16 protein-coding genes, 2 tRNA genes and 2 pseudogenes are annotated in these 18,289 nt (G+C 68.4%); 14 read left to right on the plus strand and 6 right to left on the minus strand.

The annotated features are described in order from the left end of the window. Positions 1-22: 22 nt before the first annotated feature. Positions 23-160, minus strand: a complete 138-nt coding sequence (gene rpmH / locus ACFY3L_RS31970; RefSeq protein ID WP_033360019.1) for a 50S ribosomal protein L34 — start codon at positions 158-160, stop codon at positions 23-25. A gap of 479 nt (positions 161-639) precedes the next feature. Here rpmH and ACFY3L_RS31975 point away from each other — a divergent pair. From ACFY3L_RS31975 to ACFY3L_RS32000, 6 genes and pseudogenes are all read left to right on the plus strand, one after another. Further along, positions 640-900 (plus strand): annotated as a pseudogene (locus ACFY3L_RS31975) (DnaA N-terminal domain-containing protein); the annotation flags it as partial. A 72-nt stretch (positions 901-972) separates the two neighbouring features. Continuing rightward, entirely contained in the window at positions 973-2,454 is a 1,482-nt protein-coding gene (dnaA, locus tag ACFY3L_RS31980) for a chromosomal replication initiator protein DnaA (protein WP_389332561.1), read from the plus strand. Positions 2,455-3,418: 964 nt separating this feature from the next. Next, entirely contained in the window at positions 3,419-4,549 is a 1,131-nt protein-coding gene (dnaN, locus tag ACFY3L_RS31985; protein WP_389332335.1) for a DNA polymerase III subunit beta, read from the plus strand. 18 nt (positions 4,550-4,567) lie between these two features. After that, positions 4,568-5,440 (plus strand): phosphogluconate dehydrogenase (NAD(+)-dependent, decarboxylating), encoded by an 873-nt coding sequence (gene gnd, locus ACFY3L_RS31990; protein ID WP_389332338.1) that lies wholly within the window; start codon positions 4,568-4,570, stop codon positions 5,438-5,440. A 2-nt stretch (positions 5,441-5,442) separates the two neighbouring features. Further along, positions 5,443-6,591, plus strand: coding sequence for a DNA replication/repair protein RecF (gene recF, locus ACFY3L_RS31995; protein ID WP_389332341.1), 1,149 nt, complete (start codon positions 5,443-5,445; stop codon positions 6,589-6,591). Beyond that, the gene (locus ACFY3L_RS32000) at positions 6,584-7,132 is read left to right on the plus strand and encodes a DUF721 domain-containing protein (RefSeq protein WP_389332344.1); all 549 of its coding nucleotides are present in this window, start codon (positions 6,584-6,586) and stop codon (positions 7,130-7,132) included. The genes recF and ACFY3L_RS32000 overlap by 8 nt, the downstream gene beginning before the upstream one ends. A gap of 87 nt (positions 7,133-7,219) precedes the next feature. On the opposite strand, the gene ACFY3L_RS32005 is transcribed toward ACFY3L_RS32000, so the two are convergent. After that, entirely contained in the window at positions 7,220-7,777 is a 558-nt protein-coding gene (locus ACFY3L_RS32005; RefSeq protein WP_033359914.1) for a hypothetical protein, read from the minus strand. A gap of 453 nt (positions 7,778-8,230) precedes the next feature. Here ACFY3L_RS32005 and gyrB point away from each other — a divergent pair, with 453 nt between their 5' ends. The 6 genes from gyrB (at position 8,231) to ACFY3L_RS32035 (ending at position 14,012) form a co-directional block, all read left to right on the plus strand. Then, positions 8,231-10,174: a DNA topoisomerase (ATP-hydrolyzing) subunit B gene (gene gyrB / locus ACFY3L_RS32010; RefSeq protein WP_389332347.1), complete on the plus strand. Its 1,944-nt coding sequence runs from the start codon at positions 8,231-8,233 to the stop codon at positions 10,172-10,174. A gap of 28 nt (positions 10,175-10,202) precedes the next feature. Continuing rightward, positions 10,203-12,713: a DNA gyrase subunit A gene (gene gyrA / locus ACFY3L_RS32015; RefSeq protein WP_389332350.1), complete on the plus strand. Its 2,511-nt coding sequence runs from the start codon at positions 10,203-10,205 to the stop codon at positions 12,711-12,713. A gap of 3 nt (positions 12,714-12,716) precedes the next feature. Next, positions 12,717-13,583: a DUF3566 domain-containing protein gene (locus ACFY3L_RS32020; protein WP_389332353.1), complete on the plus strand. Its 867-nt coding sequence runs from the start codon at positions 12,717-12,719 to the stop codon at positions 13,581-13,583. A gap of 127 nt (positions 13,584-13,710) precedes the next feature. Next, positions 13,711-13,784: transfer RNA gene (locus ACFY3L_RS32025), tRNA-Ile, on the plus strand. 1 nt (position 13,785) lies between these two features. Further along, positions 13,786-13,914: a DLW-39 family protein gene (locus ACFY3L_RS32030; RefSeq protein ID WP_344508479.1), complete on the plus strand. Its 129-nt coding sequence runs from the start codon at positions 13,786-13,788 to the stop codon at positions 13,912-13,914. Positions 13,915-13,939: 25 nt separating this feature from the next. After that, a tRNA-Ala gene (locus ACFY3L_RS32035) sits at positions 13,940-14,012 on the plus strand. Here ACFY3L_RS32035 and ACFY3L_RS32040 read toward each other — a convergent pair. Then, positions 13,986-14,510: a tyrosine-type recombinase/integrase gene (locus ACFY3L_RS32040; RefSeq protein ID WP_389332356.1), complete on the minus strand. Its 525-nt coding sequence runs from the start codon at positions 14,508-14,510 to the stop codon at positions 13,986-13,988. The two genes, ACFY3L_RS32035 and ACFY3L_RS32040, sit on opposite strands and share 27 nt — an antisense overlap. On the opposite strand from ACFY3L_RS32040, the gene ACFY3L_RS32045 reads away from it, so the two are divergent. Both ACFY3L_RS32045 and ACFY3L_RS32050 read left to right on the plus strand, forming a co-directional pair. Continuing rightward, entirely contained in the window at positions 14,442-14,630 is a 189-nt protein-coding gene (locus tag ACFY3L_RS32045; protein ID WP_389332576.1) for a hypothetical protein, read from the plus strand. The genes ACFY3L_RS32040 and ACFY3L_RS32045 overlap by 69 nt on opposite strands. 102 nt (positions 14,631-14,732) lie before the next feature. Continuing rightward, the gene (locus ACFY3L_RS32050) at positions 14,733-15,641 is read left to right on the plus strand and encodes an SdrD B-like domain-containing protein (protein ID WP_389332359.1); all 909 of its coding nucleotides are present in this window, start codon (positions 14,733-14,735) and stop codon (positions 15,639-15,641) included. 219 nt (positions 15,642-15,860) lie between these two features. On the opposite strand, the pseudogene ACFY3L_RS32055 reads toward ACFY3L_RS32050, so the two are convergent. The 3 genes and pseudogenes from ACFY3L_RS32055 to ACFY3L_RS32065 form a co-directional block, all read right to left on the minus strand. Further along, a pseudogene (locus ACFY3L_RS32055) lies at positions 15,861-15,962 on the minus strand (GntR family transcriptional regulator); the annotation flags it as partial. A 50-nt stretch (positions 15,963-16,012) separates the two neighbouring features. Beyond that, positions 16,013-16,528, minus strand: coding sequence for a YbaK/EbsC family protein (locus ACFY3L_RS32060; RefSeq protein ID WP_389332564.1), 516 nt, complete (start codon positions 16,526-16,528; stop codon positions 16,013-16,015). Then, positions 16,528-18,234 (minus strand): substrate-binding domain-containing protein, encoded by a 1,707-nt coding sequence (locus ACFY3L_RS32065; protein ID WP_389332362.1) that lies wholly within the window; start codon positions 18,232-18,234, stop codon positions 16,528-16,530. Before ACFY3L_RS32065 ends, ACFY3L_RS32060 begins: the two co-directional genes overlap by 1 nt. Between the last annotated feature and the right edge of the window lie 55 nt (positions 18,235-18,289).

Here is an 18,289-nt window from a genome sequence, read left to right on the forward strand (position 1 = left end):
CCTCCCGGAGGACCCGCGTCGGTCAGGCCGACAGGCGGTCGCGCCCCTTGGCGCGACGCGCCGACAGGATCGCGCGGCCGGCCCGGGTGCGCATGCGCAGCCGGAAACCGTGGGTCTTCGCGCGCCGGCGGTTGTTCGGCTGGAAGGTGCGCTTGCTCACGTCGGGCTCCGTCTTCGTAGCGGCGTAGGGCTGGTAACTGGAGTTTATCAGGGAACGCTTCCCCAGCCGAACCAGGGTACGCGCGGCCCTACAGACCGTCAACGATGCCTCGGATCGGCCCGAAATCCACAGGCTACTTGTGGACAACGGTTGAGTGGTTGTGGACAACGCTGTTAACGTGCCCGGTTGCCGGTCGACACCGCGACGACCGGCAACGGGACACAAAGGACTTTCCGCTACTAATCGGATGCGCCACAGGGGGCATGGCACCGCATCCGACCTGCAGAACCTCCGCCACGGGGCCACGAACGCCGCCGACTCGGCACGGGGCGAGGGGGAATCAGGACGATCCGTCCACGGCACATGACTCGTTGATACACAGGTTGTGGAAAACCTGTGGACAATGGGACCCGGGACGGGCGGAACTTCCGGCGCACGGTCCATTCGCGGTGGGGGGCGACGATGGGGGTGCGCGAACGGTGACTGACACCGACCTCGCAGCGGTATGGCATGCGGCGACCGACGAGCTCGCGGACGAGATCGTCTCGGCGCAGCAGCGTGCCTATCTGCGGCTGACGAGGCTACGGGCCATCGTCGAGGACACCGCGCTGCTCTCCGTGCCTGACGCGTTCACCCGCGACGTCATCGAGTCGCGCCTCCGCCCGGTCATCACCGAGGCGCTGTCCAGGCTGCTCGGCCGGGCCATCCAGGTCGCCGTAACGGTCCGTCCCCCGGAGGACGCGCCACCGCTGCCGGCCCCGTCCGCCTCGCACTGGTCCAACGGCACCGCCGGCCAGCTGGCCGACACGCCCATGGCACCGCACTATCCACAGCCGCAGTACCAGCCACCGCCGCAGCCGACTTACGAGCAGGACCGGCTGATCCAGGACCGGTTGAGCCCGGACCGGTCCAGCCATGACCGGCCGATCCAGGACCGGCCGAGCCCGGACCGGTCCAGCCATGACCGGCTGGGCCAGGACCGGCCGAGCTACGAACAGGACCGGCGGTCACACGAATCACAGGAGCAACGGCCTCAGAGCGACCGCCTGTTCGACCTCCCGTCCGACACCCCCACCGGCACGACCGGTTGGTCGCCGGCGGAACGCACCGAGCACTCCGGCACCGCCTTCGAGGCCGCCCGCGACGAACGCCTGCGCCGCTCACCGCTGCAGGACGAGGAGCCCCTGCCACCCCGGCCGCCGTCGAACCCCGGCACCGGCCGTGAGGACCGTCGCAGCGCCCAGACCCCCGCGGGCGACTCCGCCGGCAACCGGCTCAACCCGAAGTACACGTTCGAGACGTTCGTCATCGGCTCCTCGAACCGCTTCGCCCACGCCGCGTCGGTCGCGGTCGCCGAGTCGCCGGCCAAGGCGTACAACCCGCTGTTCATCTACGGCGGCTCCGGGCTCGGCAAGACGCACCTGCTCCACGCGATCGGCCAGTACGCCACGATGCTCGGCAACGCCCGCTTCGTGCGCTACGTGTCGACGGAGGAGTTCACCAACGACTTCATCAACTCGCTGCGCGACGACAAGACGCAGGCGTTCCAGCGGCGGTACCGCGACGTCGACATCCTCCTGATCGACGACATCCAGTTCCTCGAGACGCGCGAGCGGACGCAGGAGGAGTTCTTCCACACCTTCAACACCCTCCACAACGCCAACAAGCAGATCGTGATCAGCTCCGACCGCTCGCCGCGGCAGCTGGCGACGCTCGAGGACCGCCTGCGGACCCGGTTCGAGTGGGGCCTGCTCGCCGACATCCAGCCGCCGGACCTGGAGACCCGGATCGCGATCCTGCAGAAGAAGGCGGCGCAGGAACGGCTGTTCGCGCCGCCGGACGTGCTGGAGTTCATCGCGTCGCGGGTCGCGTCGTCGATCCGCGAGCTGGAGGGTGCGCTGATCCGCGTCACCGCGTTCGCCAACCTGACCCGCGCGCCCGTCGAGCTCGGCCTCGCCGAGGAGGTGCTGCGCGACTTCATCCCCGACGGCTCCGGGCCCGAGATCACCGCGGACCAGATCATGGCGTCGACCGCGGACTACTTCGGCGTCAGCCTGGAGGACCTGCGCGGGCACAGCCGGTCGCGCGTGCTCGTCAACGCGCGCCAGGTCGCCATGTACCTGTGCCGCGAGCTGACCGATCTCTCCCTGCCACGGATCGGCCAGGCGTTCGGCGGCCGCGACCACACCACCGTCATGCACGCCGACCGCAAGATCCGCCAGCAGATGGCCGAGCGGCGGTCGCTCTACAACCAGATCGCCGAGCTGACCAACCGCATCAAGCAGACGACGTAGGGACCGAGCGTCCCGCAGAGGGCCGGATGGGCGCGTGACGGCGCCGGTCCGGCCCTTCTGTTTGCGGTTGCGGCAGGTGTACGACTGCCGCTTCCCTCCCTGTCCGCGACCCGGATCGGCGGCGCCGACGGCTGTGCACAGCCGAAGACCTGAGCGACGCTCACAAACACCCTGTGGACAACATTGTGGGTTTCTTCGGGGTACCGAGTCGATTTGCGAAGAATGTACTGTCCACCGGCGTTGACCACAGGCTGTGGACAACGTGCGTTATCCACTGTTTCCACAGGCCTCCGACCAGGGATCCAGGCGCTTATGGCGACAAGTTGTCCACACCGCCGTCCCCAGGTTGCCCACAGCTTGTGGGCATATACCCCCGAGGGGTTTGTCAGAGTTATCCACACAATCTGTCCACACAACCTGTGGATAACTTCGTTTGTGCCAACTCTTCGTCACTGTGAGTGGTCGAGCGCTGACAAGTGACGGAGCGGCTACGCATTGCACACAGCGCTCGTCCACAGTCTGTGGATAACTCCTGGGGAAGGCGTGTGGAAGACGTGTGGACACATCCGAAGGGTGACCGAGACGTCGACGCAACGTGAGGAGTGTTCGGGACGAGTTATCCCCAGATGGTGGAGGAACCCTGTGGACCACCGGTGGATAGCCGGTGGACAACGCCTGTGGATAGCCGCTTATCCACAATCCACAACTTTGTACACAGAGGGTTATGCACAGCTCATACCCAGAGACATAACCCGGCTGAGCTGCTAAAACAGGGGTTGTCCACAGAATCCACACCACCTATGACTACGAAGTAAATCTCTTTAAAAGAGAGAAAAAAGCAATCATCAGCAAGTGGATAAGTCTCGGGCCTGAAATTTGGTGGGGTCGGTGCACGGCACCGCCGGGGAAGCCCTAAGGTTCGATGCAGCACCACGCTGAGACGAGACGACGCGGGAGGACCGCGATGAAGTTCCGAGTCGAGCGCGACGCGCTCGCCGATGCCGTCGCCTGGACAGCCAAGAGCCTGCCCAGCCGCCCTTCTGTGCCGGTGCTTGCCGGCGTTCTGCTCAGAGTCGGTGACGGCCGCCTGCAGGTGTCCGGCTTCGACTACGAGGTGTCCAGCCAGGTGACCGTCGAGGTCCAGGCCGACGCCGACGGCGCGACGCTCGTCTCCGGGCGCCTGCTCGCCGAGATCACCAAGTCGCTGCCCGCCAAGCCCGTCGACGTCGCCGCCGTGGGGTCGCACGTCGAGATCACGTGCGGCAGTGCCCGGTTCACGCTGCCGACGATGCCCGTCGAGGACTATCCGACGCTTCCGGAGATGCCCGAGCTGGCCGGCACCGTCGACGCGGCCACCTTCGCCGGCGCCGTCTCGCAGGTGGCGGTCGCCGCCGGCCGCGACGACACGCTGCCGATGCTCACCGGTGTGCGGGTCGAGCTCGAGGGGAGCAAGCTGACGCTGCTCGCCACCGACCGCTACCGCCTCGCCGTGCGCGAGTTGGAGTGGCGGCCCGACGAGCCCGACATGAGCCTCGCCGCTCTCGTGCCGGCGCGCACCCTCGACGACACCGCGAAGACGCTCGGGCCGATCGGTGGCTCGGTCTCCGTCGCGCTGTCGCGGGGCAAGATCGGCGAAGGCATGATCGGCTTCGCCGGCGGCACCCGGCGCACCACGTCACGACTGCTCGACGGCGACTTCCCGAAGGTGCGGGCGCTGCTGCCCGACACGCACAACGCCCAGGCCCGCATCCGGGTCTCCGCGCTCAACGAGGTGGTCCGGCGCGTCGGCCTGGTCGCCGAGCGGTCCACCCCGGTGCGCCTGTCCTTCAGCGCCGACGGTCTCGTGGTCGAGGCCAGCGGCAGCGAGGACGCGCGGGCCAGCGAAGCGATGGACTGCACCTATGAAGGCGAGCCGATGACCATCGCCTTCAACCACCAGTACCTGCTCGACGGCCTCAAGGCGCTCGACGCCCCGATCGCCGTGCTGTCCTTCACTGACCCGAAGAAGCCTGCAGTCATGTCTCCGGCAAAGGATGATGGAGAAATCATCCCTGGATACTGGTACTTGATCATGCCGGTCCGCATCGGCAGCTGAGTTTCGGAGGCACCAGACATGCAGCTCGGTCTCATCGGCTTGGGCAGGATGGGCTTCAACATGCGCGAGCGGCTGCGCGCCGCCGGGCACGAGGTCATCGGCTATGACCACCACCCAGACGTCACCGACGTGTCGTCGCTCAGCGAGCTGGTCGACAAGCTCGCCGCGCCCCGCGTCGTGTGGATCATGGTCCCGGTGCAGTACACGGAGCCGACCATCGACGAGCTTGCGGGTCTGCTGTCCCCCGGTGACATCGTCATCGACGGTGGTAACTCACGCTTCAGCAACGACCGTCCCCGGGCCGAGCGGCTCGCGACCAAGGGCCTCGGCTACCTCGACGTCGGCGTGTCCGGCGGCGTCTGGGGCCGGACCAATGGCTATGCGCTGATGGTCGGCGGCGAGAAGAAGCACGTCGACCACTGCATGCCGATCTTCGAAGGGCTCAAGCCCGAGGGCGAGTTCGGCTTCGCGCACGCCGGCGGCGTCGGCGCCGGGCACTACGCGAAGATGGTCCACAACGGTATCGAGTACGGCATGATGCACGCCTACGCCGAGGGCTACGAGCTGCTCGAAGCCTCCGAATACGTCGAGAACATCCCCGAGGTGTTCAAGTCGTGGCGGGCCGGCTCGGTCGTGCAGTCGTGGCTGCTGGACCTGATGGACCGGGCTCTCGACGAGGACCCCGACCTCTCCGGCCTGCGCGGCTACGCCGACGACACCGGTGAGGGCCGCTGGACGGTCGAGGAGGCCATCCGGCTGGCCGTGCCGATGAACGTGATCGCGGCGTCGCTGTTCGCCCGGTTCGCGTCGCGGCAGGACGACTCGCCGGCCATGAAGGCCGTCGCCGCGCTGCGCAACCAGTTCGGCGGTCACGCGGTCAAGAAGGGCTGAGTTTGTACGTCCGCGGTCTCGAGCTCGTCGACTTCCGCAGTTACGAGCGGGTCGTCGTCGAGTTCGGGCCTGGGGCGTGCGTGCTCGTCGGGTCCAACGGCGTGGGCAAGACCAACCTCGTCGAGGCCCTCGCGTATGTGGCCAGCCTCGAGTCCCACCGGGTCGCGACCGACGCGCCGCTGGTCCGGTTCGGTGCGAGCCGCGCGGTGGTCCGCTGCGCCATCGTCCACGAGGAGCGCGAGCTGCTCGTGGAGCTGTCGATCGAGCCCGGCAAGGCCAACAAGGCACGACTGGGCCGCTCGCCGGTGGCCCGCACCCGCGACATCCTCGGCGCGCTGAAGCTGGTCCTGTTCGCGCCCGAGGATCTGTCGCTGATCCGCGGTGACCCCGGCGAGCGCCGCCGGATGCTGGACGAGCTGCTGGTCACGCGGCAGCCGCGGTTCGCCGGCGTGCGCTCCGACTACGAGCGGGTGCTCAAGCAGCGCAACGCACTGCTGCGCAGCGCGTACCTGGCCCGCAAGACCGGCGGCAGCCGCGGCGGCGACCTGTCGACCCTCGACGTGTGGGACAGCCACCTGGCCCAGCACGGCGCCCAGCTGGTCCGCGCGCGGCTCGACCTGGTCGCCGCGCTCGCGCCGCACGTCGCCAAGGCATACGCGGCGGTCAGCGCCAGCCGGTCCGACGCCCGCATCGCCTACAGCCCGTCGTTTCCGCTGCCGTCGTCCTCGTCACCGGTGCGAGGGGAGCCGGTGCAGGGGGAGATCGAGCAGGCGCTGCTGGCGGCGCTCGGGGAGGCACGCAAGCAGGAGGTCGAGCGAGGGGTGACCCTGGTCGGCCCGCACCGCGACGAGCTGACGCTGACACTTGGCGACCTGCCGGCGAAGGGGTACGCGAGCCACGGGGAGTCCTGGTCCTACGCCCTCGCGCTGCGGCTGGCGGCCTACGATCTGCTGCGGGACGACGCGGTGGAGCCGGTCCTGGTGCTCGACGACGTGTTCGCCGAGCTCGACGTGGGCCGGCGCGAGCGGCTCGCCGAGCTCGTCAGCGGCGCGAGCCAGGTGATCGTCACGTGCGCCGTCGACGACGACGTGCCCCGCGCGCTCCGAGGTGCGCGCTACGAGGTTGGCGGAGGCGAGGTGCGACGTGGCTGACACCGGTGCCGGCCCTGCCGGGGGCTCCAGCGGGCCCCCTGCGGACAAGAGCGGGCCGGAGCTGGCCCGGGCGGCGGTCGAGGCGGCCCTCGCCAAGCGGAAGGCGCAGCCGCGGCGCAAGGCCGTGCCGGAGGGCGGCGGCGACTCGCGGCGGCGGCGTGGGTACACCGGGCCGGGGCCGGATCCGAGGGATCCGCAGTTGTTCGGCGCGCTGCTGGGGCGGATCGTGAAGGCGCGGGGGTGGCAGCGGCCGGCGGCCGAGGCGACCGTGTTCGGCGAGTGGGAGCGGGTCGTCGGCGCCGACGTGGCGGCGCACTGCCGGCCGATCAAGCTGGAGGACGGGGAGCTGACCGTCGAGGCGGAGTCCACGGCGTGGGCGACGCAGCTACGGATGCTGTCCACTCGGCTCATCGCGCGCATCGCGGGTGAGATCGGTCACAACGTCGTGAAGAAGCTGCACATCCACGGGCCGTCGACGCCCTCATGGAGCCGTGGGCCAATGCGGGTGCGTGGCCGAGGTCCACGCGACACCTATGGCTGATCGACCGCCACGCGGACCCGTCCCGTCAGTCCGATGGGCTACGGGCGTCGGGTCCGCTGCTTCGTACAAATGCGGCAAACGCCAAATCTAGAAGTCGGCGTAAACGGCGAATCCGCGGTTGGCGCAGCGCCGGTAGAACTTCGCGAGCACGTCCAGCTCGGCGATCGTGTAACTCCACTGCGGAGCGTTGCCGGTGTCGTCACGCAGCGCGTCGAGACGGCTCTGCAGCCATCGCAGCTGCTGCTCGGCGAGGCGGGAGCCTTCGAGGGCCCGGCGCAGCACCGTGCTCACCGTCTCGAACGTGATCTCGTCGCCGAACTCCTGATGCCCGTTGACGAAGCGCTCGAGCCCGCCGGCGATCCAGGCGCAGTCGTCCGGGCTGATCACCGGATCCTCGTCCTCGGCGGCCGCGTCGGTGGCGAACAGCACCCCGTTGAGCCCGAAGAGCAGGTCGACCAGCTCCGTGTAACCGGTGACACGCACCGTCCCGGTCTTCGCCACGTGGTCCGCCAGCGCCGCCGCCGGCCCCGCGTGCAGCGGCAGCTTCTCTGCCAGCTCGGCGAAGTCGACGAACTCGGCCGGCGCCACCGGGTCGTAGAACCGTCCGGTGCGCGGCCACTGCACGGCGACGTTGTCCAACCCCATCGCGGACCCCTCGCTCTCACACTTGCCCCGCCCCCGCGGCGGGGAACATACGGCACGAATGGCCGCTCGCGCGACCCCCGCAGGTCCCGAACCCGGTGACAGCATCACAGCGCTCGCCGTGCCGCCCATCATCGCCCGTCCGGACCCCTCCCGCGTAGGGGGACCTTCAACCCGTACCGTTCGGGCCGCTACGACGACTACAGGCGCCGTCCCGATGCGAAAATGTCGCAGGGGCACAGTAGGATTACGGGCAGAGCGAAGGCTCTGAGAACCAGCCGACACATCCCCGCGTGCACGCGTCCGCGGTGTCGGCCCGTCAGTGGTCGGGGCGCCCGTTCGACGGGGTGCAGGCCACTCGCGTGCCTGCATCCGTGACCGTAGTGCTCGCACGACTCCGCACGAGACCCGGGGCGCCCTCCAGCGTGGCCGGCCAGTGCGAGAAAGCGACCGAGGGTGGTAGCAAACAAGCCCGAAGCCTCATACGACTCCTCCGCGATCACCGTCCTTGAAGGGCTCGAGGCGGTCCGCAAGCGCCCAGGCATGTACATCGGCTCGACCGGCGAGCGCGGCCTGCACCACCTGGTGTGGGAGGTCGTGGACAACGCCGTCGACGAGGCCCTGGCGGGCTTTTGCGACACCATCGAGGTCACGATCCTCGAGGACGGCGGGGTCCGGGTCGTGGACAACGGTCGTGGCATCCCGGTCGACATCCACCCCAAGGAGCAGCGGCCGACCGTCGAGGTCGTCCTGACCGTGCTGCACGCGGGTGGCAAGTTCGACGGCAAGGCCTATGCGGTCTCCGGTGGCCTGCACGGCGTCGGCATCTCGGTCGTCAACGCGCTGTCCACGCGCATCGACCTGGAGATCCACAAGGACGGGTTCGTCTGGCGGCAGACCTACCGCAACTCGGTGCCCGAGCCGCTGCAGAAGGGCGAGGCGACCGACCGCACCGGCACCAGTGTGACGTTCTTCCCCGACGGCGCGATCTTCGAGACCCTCGAGTTCAACTACGAGACGGTCTACCGGCGCATCCAGGAGTATGCCTTCCTCAACCGCGGGCTGAAGATCGCGCTGCGCGACGAGCGCGCCGACGCGCCCGAGGAGAAGCGGGAGGTGGTCTTCTGCTACGAGAACGGCATCGCCGACTTCGTCCGCCACCTCAACGCGACCAAGACGCCGATCCACCGCTCGGTCGTGGAGTTCGGCTCCGACGGCGAGGGCATCTCGGTCGAGATCGCCATGCAGTGGAACGAGTCGTATGGCGAGAGCGTCTACACGTTCGCCAACACGATCAACACGCATGAGGGCGGCACCCACGAGGAGGGCTTCCGTAGCGCCCTGACCTCCGTCGTCAACAAGTACGGCGCGGACAAGAAGCTGCTCAAGGGTGACGAGAAGCTCACCGGTGAGGACATCCGCGAGGGCCTGGCCGCGATCATCTCGATCAAGCTGGCCAACCCTCAGTTCGAGGGGCAGACGAAGACCAAGCTCGGCAACACCGAGGCCCGCAGCTTCGTGCAGAAGGTGTGCAACGAGTGGCTGGTCGACTGGTTCGACCGCAACCCGGCCGAGGTCAAGACCATCATCACGAAGGCGTCCCAGGCCGCCCGGGCGCGCCTGGCCGCCTCGCAGGCGCGCAAGCTGGCCCGGCGCAAGTCGCTGCTGGAGTCCGGCTCGATGCCCGGCAAGCTGGCCGACTGCCAGTCCAACGACCCCCGGGTCTCCGAGCTGTTCATCGTCGAGGGTGACTCCGCCGGCGGTTCGGCCAAGCAGGGGCGCGACCCGCGGGTCCAGGCGATCCTGCCGATCCGCGGCAAGATCCTCAACGTGGAGAAGGCGCGCATCGACCGCGTGCTCAAGAACAACGAGGTCCAGGCGCTGATCACGGCGCTCGGCACCGGCATCCACGACGAGTTCGACATCGAGAAGCTGCGCTACCACAAGCTGATCCTGATGGCCGACGCCGACGTCGACGGCCAGCACATCCAGACGCTGCTGCTGACGCTGGTGTTCCGGTTCATGCGCCCGCTGATCGAGCTCGGCCACGTGTATCTCGCGGCGCCCCCGCTGTACAAGATCAAGTGGAACAAGAAGGGCGACGACGCGCAGTACGCGTACACCGACCGCGAGCGTGACGGCCTGATCGCGCTGCGCCAGCAGAGCAAGCCCAACGCCAAGCCCGACGACATCCAGCGGTTCAAGGGTCTCGGCGAGATGAACTACCCCGAGCTGTGGGAAACGACGATGAACCCGGCGACCCGCATGCTCCGTCAGGTGACATTGGACGACGCTGCAACCGCGGACGAGCTTTTCAGCGTCCTGATGGGCGAAGACGTGGAAGCGCGCCGCTCGTTCATCCAGCGCAACGCTAAAGACGTCCGGTTCCTCGACATCTGACCGTCGACACTGAGAAAAGGGATAAAGAGTGACGGAACCGACTTCCACTCCGGAGACCCCCGACGAGAGTGGTTCAGCGGTCGCGAGCCGGATCGAACCGATCGGCATCGAAGTCGAGATGCAGCGGTCCTACCTCGACTATGCGATGAGCGTCATCGTCGGTCGGGCCCTGCCGGACGTCCGTGACGGCCTCAAGCCAGTCCACCGCAAGATCCTCTATGCCATGTTCGACGGCGGCTACCGGCCCGACCGCGGCTACGTGAAGTGCGCCCGCGTCGTCGGCGACGTGATGGGTAACTACCACCCGCACGGCGACGCCTCGATCTACGACGCCATGGTCCGCATGGCGCAGAACTGGTCGCTGCGCTACCCGCTGATCGACGGCAACGGCAACTTCGGCTCGCCGGGCAACGACCCCGCCGCCGCCATGCGGTACACGGAGGCCCGGCTCGACCCGCTCGCCATGGAGATGCTGCGGGACATCGACGAGGACACCGTCGACTTCGTCCCCAACTACGACGGCCGGGCCCAGGAGCCCACGATCCTGCCGTCGCGCATCCCCAACCTGCTCGTCAACGGCAGCACCGGCATCGCCGTCGGCATGGCGACCAACATCCCACCGCACAACCTGCGGGAGATCGCCCAGGCCGTCCAGTGGTGCCTGGACAACCCTGACGCCGACGAGGCCGAGACGCTCGACGAGCTGATCAAGATCGTCAAGGGCCCCGACTTCCCGACCAAGGGCCTCATCGTCGGCACGTCCAGCATCATCGACGCGTACCGGACCGGCCGCGGCTCGATCCGCATGCGCGCCGTCGTCGAGGTCGAGGAGGACCCCCGCGGGCGGACCATCCTCGTCGTCACCGAGCTGCCCTACGCGGTCAACCCCGACAACCTGGCCGAGCGCATCGCCGACCTGGTCAAGGAGGGCAAGCTCGCCGGCATCGCCGACATCCGCGAGGAGTCCTCCGGCCGCACCGGCATGCGCCTGGTGATCGTGCTCAAGCGCGACGCCGTCGCGAAGGTCGTCCTCAACAACCTGTACAAGCACACGCAGCTGCAGGAGACGTTCGGCGCCAACATGCTGGCGCTCGTCGACGGCGTGCCCCGCACGCTCAACCTCGCGCAGTTCGTGCGGCACTACGTCACGCACCAGATCGAGGTCATCGTCCGGCGCACCGCATACCGGTTGCGCAAGGCCGAGGAGCGCGCCCACATCCTGCGCGGCCTGGTCAAGGCCCTCGACATGCTCGACGAGGTCATCGCACTCATCCGGCGCTCGCCGAGCGCCGAGGAGTCGAAGAACGGCCTCATGAACCTCCTGGACATCGACGACATCCAGGCCACCGCCATCCTCGACATGCAGCTGCGCCGGCTCGCCGCACTGGAGCGCCAGCGCATCTTCGACGAGCTGGCGAAGATCGAGATCGAGATCGCCGACTACAAGGACATCCTGGCGACGCCGGCCCGGCAGCGGCAGATCATCTCCGAAGAGCTCGCCGAGATCGTCTCCCGCCGCGGCGACGACCGGCGGACCCAGATCATCCCGTTCGACGGCGAGGTCTCCATGGAGGACCTCATCGCGCGGGAGGACGTCGTCGTCACCATCACCCGCACCGGGTATGCAAAGCGCACCAAGGTCGACCTGTACCGCTCGCAGAAGCGCGGCGGAAAGGGCGTCTCCGGTGCGACACTGAGGCAGGACGACATCGTCAGCCACTTCTTCGTGTGCTCGACGCATGACTGGATGCTGTTCTTCACCAACAAGGGGCGCGTCTACCGGGCGAAGGCATATGAGCTGCCGGAGGCGAGTCGCGTCGCGAAGGGTCAGCACGTCGCCAACCTGCTGGCGTTCCAACCTGACGAGCACATCGCGCAGGTGATCGAGATCCCGAACTACCAGGTGTCGCCGTACCTGGTCCTGGCCACCAAGGACGGCCTGGTCAAGAAGACCAAGCTGGAGGAGTTCGACTCCAACCGGTCCGGCGGGATCATCGGCATCAACCTGCGTGACGAGGACGAGCTCGTCGGCGCCGCGCTGCTCGGCCCGGAGGACGACCTCCTGCTTGTCAGCAAGCAGGCGCAGGCGATCCGCTTCACCGCCAATGACGACACCTTGCGCCCCATGGGTCGCGCGACGTCGGGGGTGATCGGCATGCGCTTCGCCGAGGGTGATGAACTGCTGGCGATGGAAGTGGTGCGCGAAGGGATGGACCTGGACGTGTTGGTGGCCACCGATGGTGGTTTCGCCAAGCGGACTCCCATCGAGGAATATCCGGTGCAAGGTCGCGGCGGAAAAGGCGTCCTCACCGCTAAAATCACGTCTCGTCGCGGCGGGCTTGTTGGCGCCGCGGTGATCAGTCCGGATGATGAGCTCTTCGCCATCACCTCAAATGGTGGCGTGATCCGGACTCCTGTGAAGCCTGTACGACGTACGCGGGATCGGAACACAATGGGGGTCAAGCTCATGGACCTGCCGGAGGGTGTGACCATCGTCGCGATCGCCCGTAACGCCGATGAGCCCGACGAACAGGACTAGTTGATGACAGACACACAGGCGAAGTCGGGGAGCGCCTCGGCAGCAACCGATGAGGCCAAGCCGGCCGGAGAGGCTGCCATGACGGGATCCGACTCGGGGGCGCCTGCCGCCGGCGGCGACGCCGGCGCGGTCAACGGGACCAACACGCCCGGCGAGACCACCATCGGCGGCACGCCGAAGTTTCAGCGTGCCCCCGGGATGGCCCCGCCACCCGACTCGTTGACGGTGCCGATCCAGACGCCATCGGTGGCGAAGGGCAAGGCGGGCGTCGTGACGCCTCCGCCGGTCACGCTCGGCTCTGGCGCGCCCGCGGCGCCGACCAGCGGCGCGGCGACCGGCACGGCCAGCGTCGCCGTCGCACGCGCCTCCGTGCGCCCGACCAACGCGGGCGCCACCCAGGCACTGAACACGCCCGCGGCCGCGCCGGCGGTGAGCGGGTCCGCCCGCGTCACCGAGGCGGTCCGCGCCGCCCGCAAGACGGTCAGCTCCGCGGTCGGCCGCGGCCCGCGCCGGGCCCGGCTGCACCTCAAGCGCATCGACCCGTGGTCTGTGATGAAGTTCGCGTTCGCGGTCTCGTTCGTCCTGTTCGTCGTCGTGATCGTCGCAACGTCGGTGCTCTACCTGGCCCTCGACGCGATGGACGTCTTCAACAGCGTCAACAAGGCCCTCGCCGACATCGTCAGCTCCACCGGCGGCCAGGCCAACAACACCTTCCGCATCACCGCGAAGGGCGTCATCGGCGGTGCCGCCCTCCTGGGCGTGGTCAACGTGGTCCTCTTCACCGCGCTGGCCACCCTCGGCTCGTTCATCTACAACGTCTGCGCCGACCTGGTCGGCGGCATCGAGCTGACCCTCGCCGAGAAGGACTGACCTGCGTTTTCCCCCACGGCGGGCGCTTCGACCCGCCGTGGGGGGAACCGGTTTGAGGCTTGGGTGTCGGGTGCGGTAACCTTCATCGTCGCGCTGATACGCCGCTTTTCGCGGGGATCGGTGTAACGGGGCTATAGCTCAGTCGGTTAGAGCGCAGAGCTGATAACTCTGAGGTCGCTGGTTCGATTCCAGCTAGCCCCACATGTGGAAAAAGGTGCTCGTGGTGGTCGCAGTCGTCGGTGCCGCTGCCTATGTCGCCAAGCGCGTGAAGACCGCGAGCGAGGAGCGCGCGCTCTGGCACGAGGCGACCACCGCACCCGACCTGCGCTAGTCGACACCGAGGGATTCCCTCGCTCGGGGGCGTAGCTCAACTGGCAGAGCACCGCCTTTGCAAGGCGGGGGTTAGGGGTTCGAGTCCCCTCGCTTCCACACAATCCTCGCCTTCAGCTGCCCTTTCCCAGACGCCAAGATCGCCCGCTGGACGTCCTGTGGTTCGGCGCCGTCCGTGATGAGCACCGTCGCGAAGAAGTGCCGCAGCGCGTGAAATCTGGCGTGCGTGGTGTCCGGCCAGCCGGCCGCAGCACGCCACTTGCCCCACTCTCTCGACCACGTGCGGTCGGTGAACGGGTTACCCCTCCTCGTTGAGAACAGCAGCTGCGGGGTCCCTCTTTGGGATCGTCGCCGGTGATGTCGATCAGGTCGATTGCGACCGAGCCGAACTCCTTGAGGTGGTCGGCCAGCTGGTCCGCGACCGCGCTGTCCAGGTCGACGGTGCCCTTCGAGCCCGACTTCGGCGGGGCCAGGTAGAAGGAAGCCGGTGTCGTAGTCCTTCGGCGAGTACCGCAGTTGCTGAACGACATGAAGCTCGTCGACCGGCTCGACGCAACGCGGACCTTCCTCAAGGCCGGTCAGCGTGAGAGCGGCCACCTCGGGGCGTATCCGCCGAACTTCACGTCCTGCTGCTGTGGCGCCCCCGGCGTGCTGGTCATCGGCGCGACCCAGGACCCGCGCAAAGAGGTCGTCGAGCTGCGATCAAGCGAACCGTGATCGGATACCTTTCCGATCACGGTTCTCGATCGCGGGACAGCGGAGCGACCCGCCCAGCCGCTAGCATCGCGCTGATTCCCGTCCCCCATTACGGAGACCTCAATGCGCGCACTTGCCGCCGCCGCCTTCGCGGGCGTGGTCGTGGCCGTCCTCCCGGCGACGGCCGCCCTGGCCGCCGACCCCAAGCCGGATATCGTTGTGACCTCCGCCACCGACAAGGCCAGCTATGCCGAGGGCGAGACCTTCACCATCACGGTCACGGTGAAGAACAAGAGCTCCGTCGACGCCAAGCACGTGCACTACACCGGCGGCGACAGCGAGGGCGTTGACGGCATCGTCTACGGCGAGCTGTCGACCGGCTTCGACCTCGCCGCCGGCGCCACCAAGACCGTCCAGCTCACCGGCAAGACCAACCATCAGGCATGGCGGTACGGCCGCGGCTATGTCGCCTTCGAGCTCACCGCCGAGAACGGCGAGGCCAACGACGCCGACAACACCACCGGCGTGGCGCTGCTGGTGCCGGGCGCCTTCGACGATCTCAGCGGCTACGTCTTCCAGGCTGAGTCCCATGACGCCACATGGACGCCCCAGACGCCCGGCGTCCCGGGTGTCAAGGTCGTCGCCACCACCGCGGACGGCAAGACGAAGTACGCTGAGGCCGTTACGGACGCCAAGGGCCTGTTCCGTCTCGCCCACCTCCCAGCCGGCGACGTCCTGCTGACCTTCACCGCCCCGGCGGGCTGGAAGATCATGGCCGGCGAGAACGGCGAGCACGACCAAACTCCGGCGCAGATCAGCGCCAACGAGGGCGACGAGCCGAGCATCTTCGTGACGGCGAAGAAGGTCGCCGTGAGCTCGCCGAGCGTTTCGCCGTCGGCGAGCGCTGGCCCGAGCCTGCCGGTTACCGGCGACAACACCACGCTGATCGTCGGCGCGGGTGCGGTCGCCATCGCGCTCGGCGTCGCGCTGGTGCTCGTCGCACGGCGCCGCCGCGTACACCTGCAGGCCTGATCGAAGGAGTTCGCTCCAGCGGCCGAATGCCCCGCAGGCTGTAGCGTCCCACGCCATGTCGAGCAAGGCGAACGGCGCCGAGGCCCCAGCACCCCGCTGGAGCCTCGGCGCCGCGACAACGCCTTCAACGTGCGCTCCGTCGGCAAGGCCGCCGACGGCCATCGCGAGCACCCCCGGCTCGGCCGGCTTGGAGCGCACGAAGCGGTCCTTGCCCTGTTGAGTGGATATCCAGCCGGCCTGGCGCAGGATCTCCAGCGACCTGACGACCGTCGGCCGGGACGTGTCGAACTCGCTCATCAGCGCGGTCTCGCTGGGGAGCATCACGCCGGTGGGAGCGCGCACGATCAGCGCGACGCGCGCGGGTCAGCGGGTCAGCGGGCCAGGTCTGGGATGACCTCTGCGGTGGGGAGGGCGGCCAGGGCGGCGCCCGGCAGGAGGATCTTGCTGCGGCGCAGGCCGCTGCCCACGATGACCCAGGGGACGTCGACGACGCGGGCGTCGATGAGGACCGGCCAGTCGGCGGGGAGGCCGATGGGCGTGATGCCGCCGTACTCCATGCCGGTCAGGGACACGGCGTCGTCCATGGGGGCGAAGCTGGCCTTGCGGACGTCGAGACGCTTGCGGGCGGTGCCGTTCACGTCGGCGCGGGTGGTGGCCAGGATGACGCAGGCCGCATAGCGGACCGAACCTTCGCGCTTGCCGGCGACGACGACGCAGTTGGCCGACTGCTCCAGGCCCACGTCATACGCCGCGCAGAACTCGGCGGTGTCGGCCAGGGTGGGGTCGATCGGGGCGACCAGGATGTCCGGCAGGTGCAGCGCCGCGAGAACCGGGGCGGCCAGCAGGTCCGGGGCCGACGCGGCCGGGACCGTCTCGAGTTTGCCGATCAACGGCCGTCGTCCAGGGCGAGTGCCTTCATGAAGATGTCTCCGATCTTGGACGGGTCTTGGGCGATGAAGACCGCACCGCCCGTCGCGTCGACGATCTTCTGCATCTCGGCCTGGTTCACTTCGGAGCCGACGCCGATGATGATGATCTGCACCGGCTGGTCCTTGTTCTCCGCTTTTCGCAACGAGCTGACGAGCGTTTCGAGGGACATGCCGGCGGGGTTGTTGTTGCGGCCGCCGGTGATGACCACGACGGAGTTGCCGCGGGTGGGGTCCCAGCCCTGCTGGACCGACTGGTACGCGGCGAACACCGTGTCATAGAGGTTACTGCCGCCCTTGGGGTTGGGCTTCAGGCCGCCCAGTGCGCTGCGGAGCTGGTCGCGCTGGGCGTTCAGCGGGCCGATGGGCACCAGCTGCTGGTGGCCTGTGGAGAACGACCAGAGGCCGACCGCCCAGCTCTCGGGGAACATGTCCAGGCCTCCGAGCGAGGCCTGGACGGCGATCTGCTGCTTGCTGAGGCCGCCGGCGGTCGGGACGGTCGTCTTCATCGCCGCGGAGGTGTCGAGGACCGCCAGCATGCGCGACGGCTGGGTGATCTCGATCCACATCTGCAGCGCCGCGTTGATGACCTTCGGCTCCGGCACGGGGGTGACGGAGCCGCCGGTCGACGCGCTGGGGCCGAGGGTCATGTTGGCGCCGACGCTGCCGTCGTTGGCGCGCAGCTGGTGCGCGGAGAGCAGGTTGCGGAAGTCGGCCCCGGTCAGCACGGCGCGGAACTGCTCCGCGGCGGCGGCCCGGTTGGGTGACAGGCGGGGCATCGCGGCGAACGGATAGTCCAGCGCGATCGGCGCCGGGTCCGGGTAGACCGCGATGAGCGGGACCGCCGGCCCGGTCGCGTTGTACGCGTGCAGCGCCTGCTCCGACAGCGGCGCCAGCGTCACCGCGGTGGACAGCGTCCGCGGGTCGGCGTCGCGCGGGAACCGGGCCATGAGGCCCGACTGCTGCTCCGACTTGCCGCTGGTCAGGGCCTTGATCGCGCCGACGGTCAGCGCGTCGCCCTCAGGGCCGAACTGATCCCGTACCGACGCCATCGCCACCATCGTGGAGATGCCGACGGCGTCGTGCTTGGGGTCGACGATGCCCGGGGTGATCCGGGTGTCGCCGACGATCTGCTGCAGCACCTGCTTCCAGGTGAGCTTGTTCTCCAGCCAGCCGAGCGACTTCGCCGTCGGCTCGGGCACCGCCAGCACTATCGGGCTGCGCGCCAGCGACGGTGCGACCTGCGGCACCAGGTCCTCGCGGGCGGCGCGCATGCGCTGAAGCCAGATCGAGGAGTCCGGGATCCATACGTGCGGCACCTGCGTCTTGCCGTCGGCCTGGCCGAGCGTGTTGATGGAGACGCCGTGCTCACCGGCGATCGCCGCGGCGACCTCCGATGCGCCCACGGCGACCACATCGACCGCGACACACTCATTGTTGACCCGCGGCTCGGTCTTGACCCACCGAGTCGCCGCGTCCTTGATGGCCGGCGCGATCTCCGGGCTCGCCGCGACTGACAGCCGCACCGTGCCCGAGCACCCCGCCGACGACATCACTTGGTAGCCGCCATAGACGGCACCGATGACGACGAGGGGAAGGATCATGCCGGCGGCGAGTGCGACGAACCCGTTGCTTCTCAGGTCCGCCGCTGCGTGCCGTCCTCTCACGGGTACCAATATTCCCTAGATACGAGGTAAATGGGTCCCGCGTTCGGCTATTCGT

The sequence above is a fragment of the Dactylosporangium sp. NPDC000521 genome (genome assembly GCF_042898305.1).
Lineage (GTDB): Bacteria > Actinomycetota > Actinomycetes > Mycobacteriales > Micromonosporaceae > Dactylosporangium.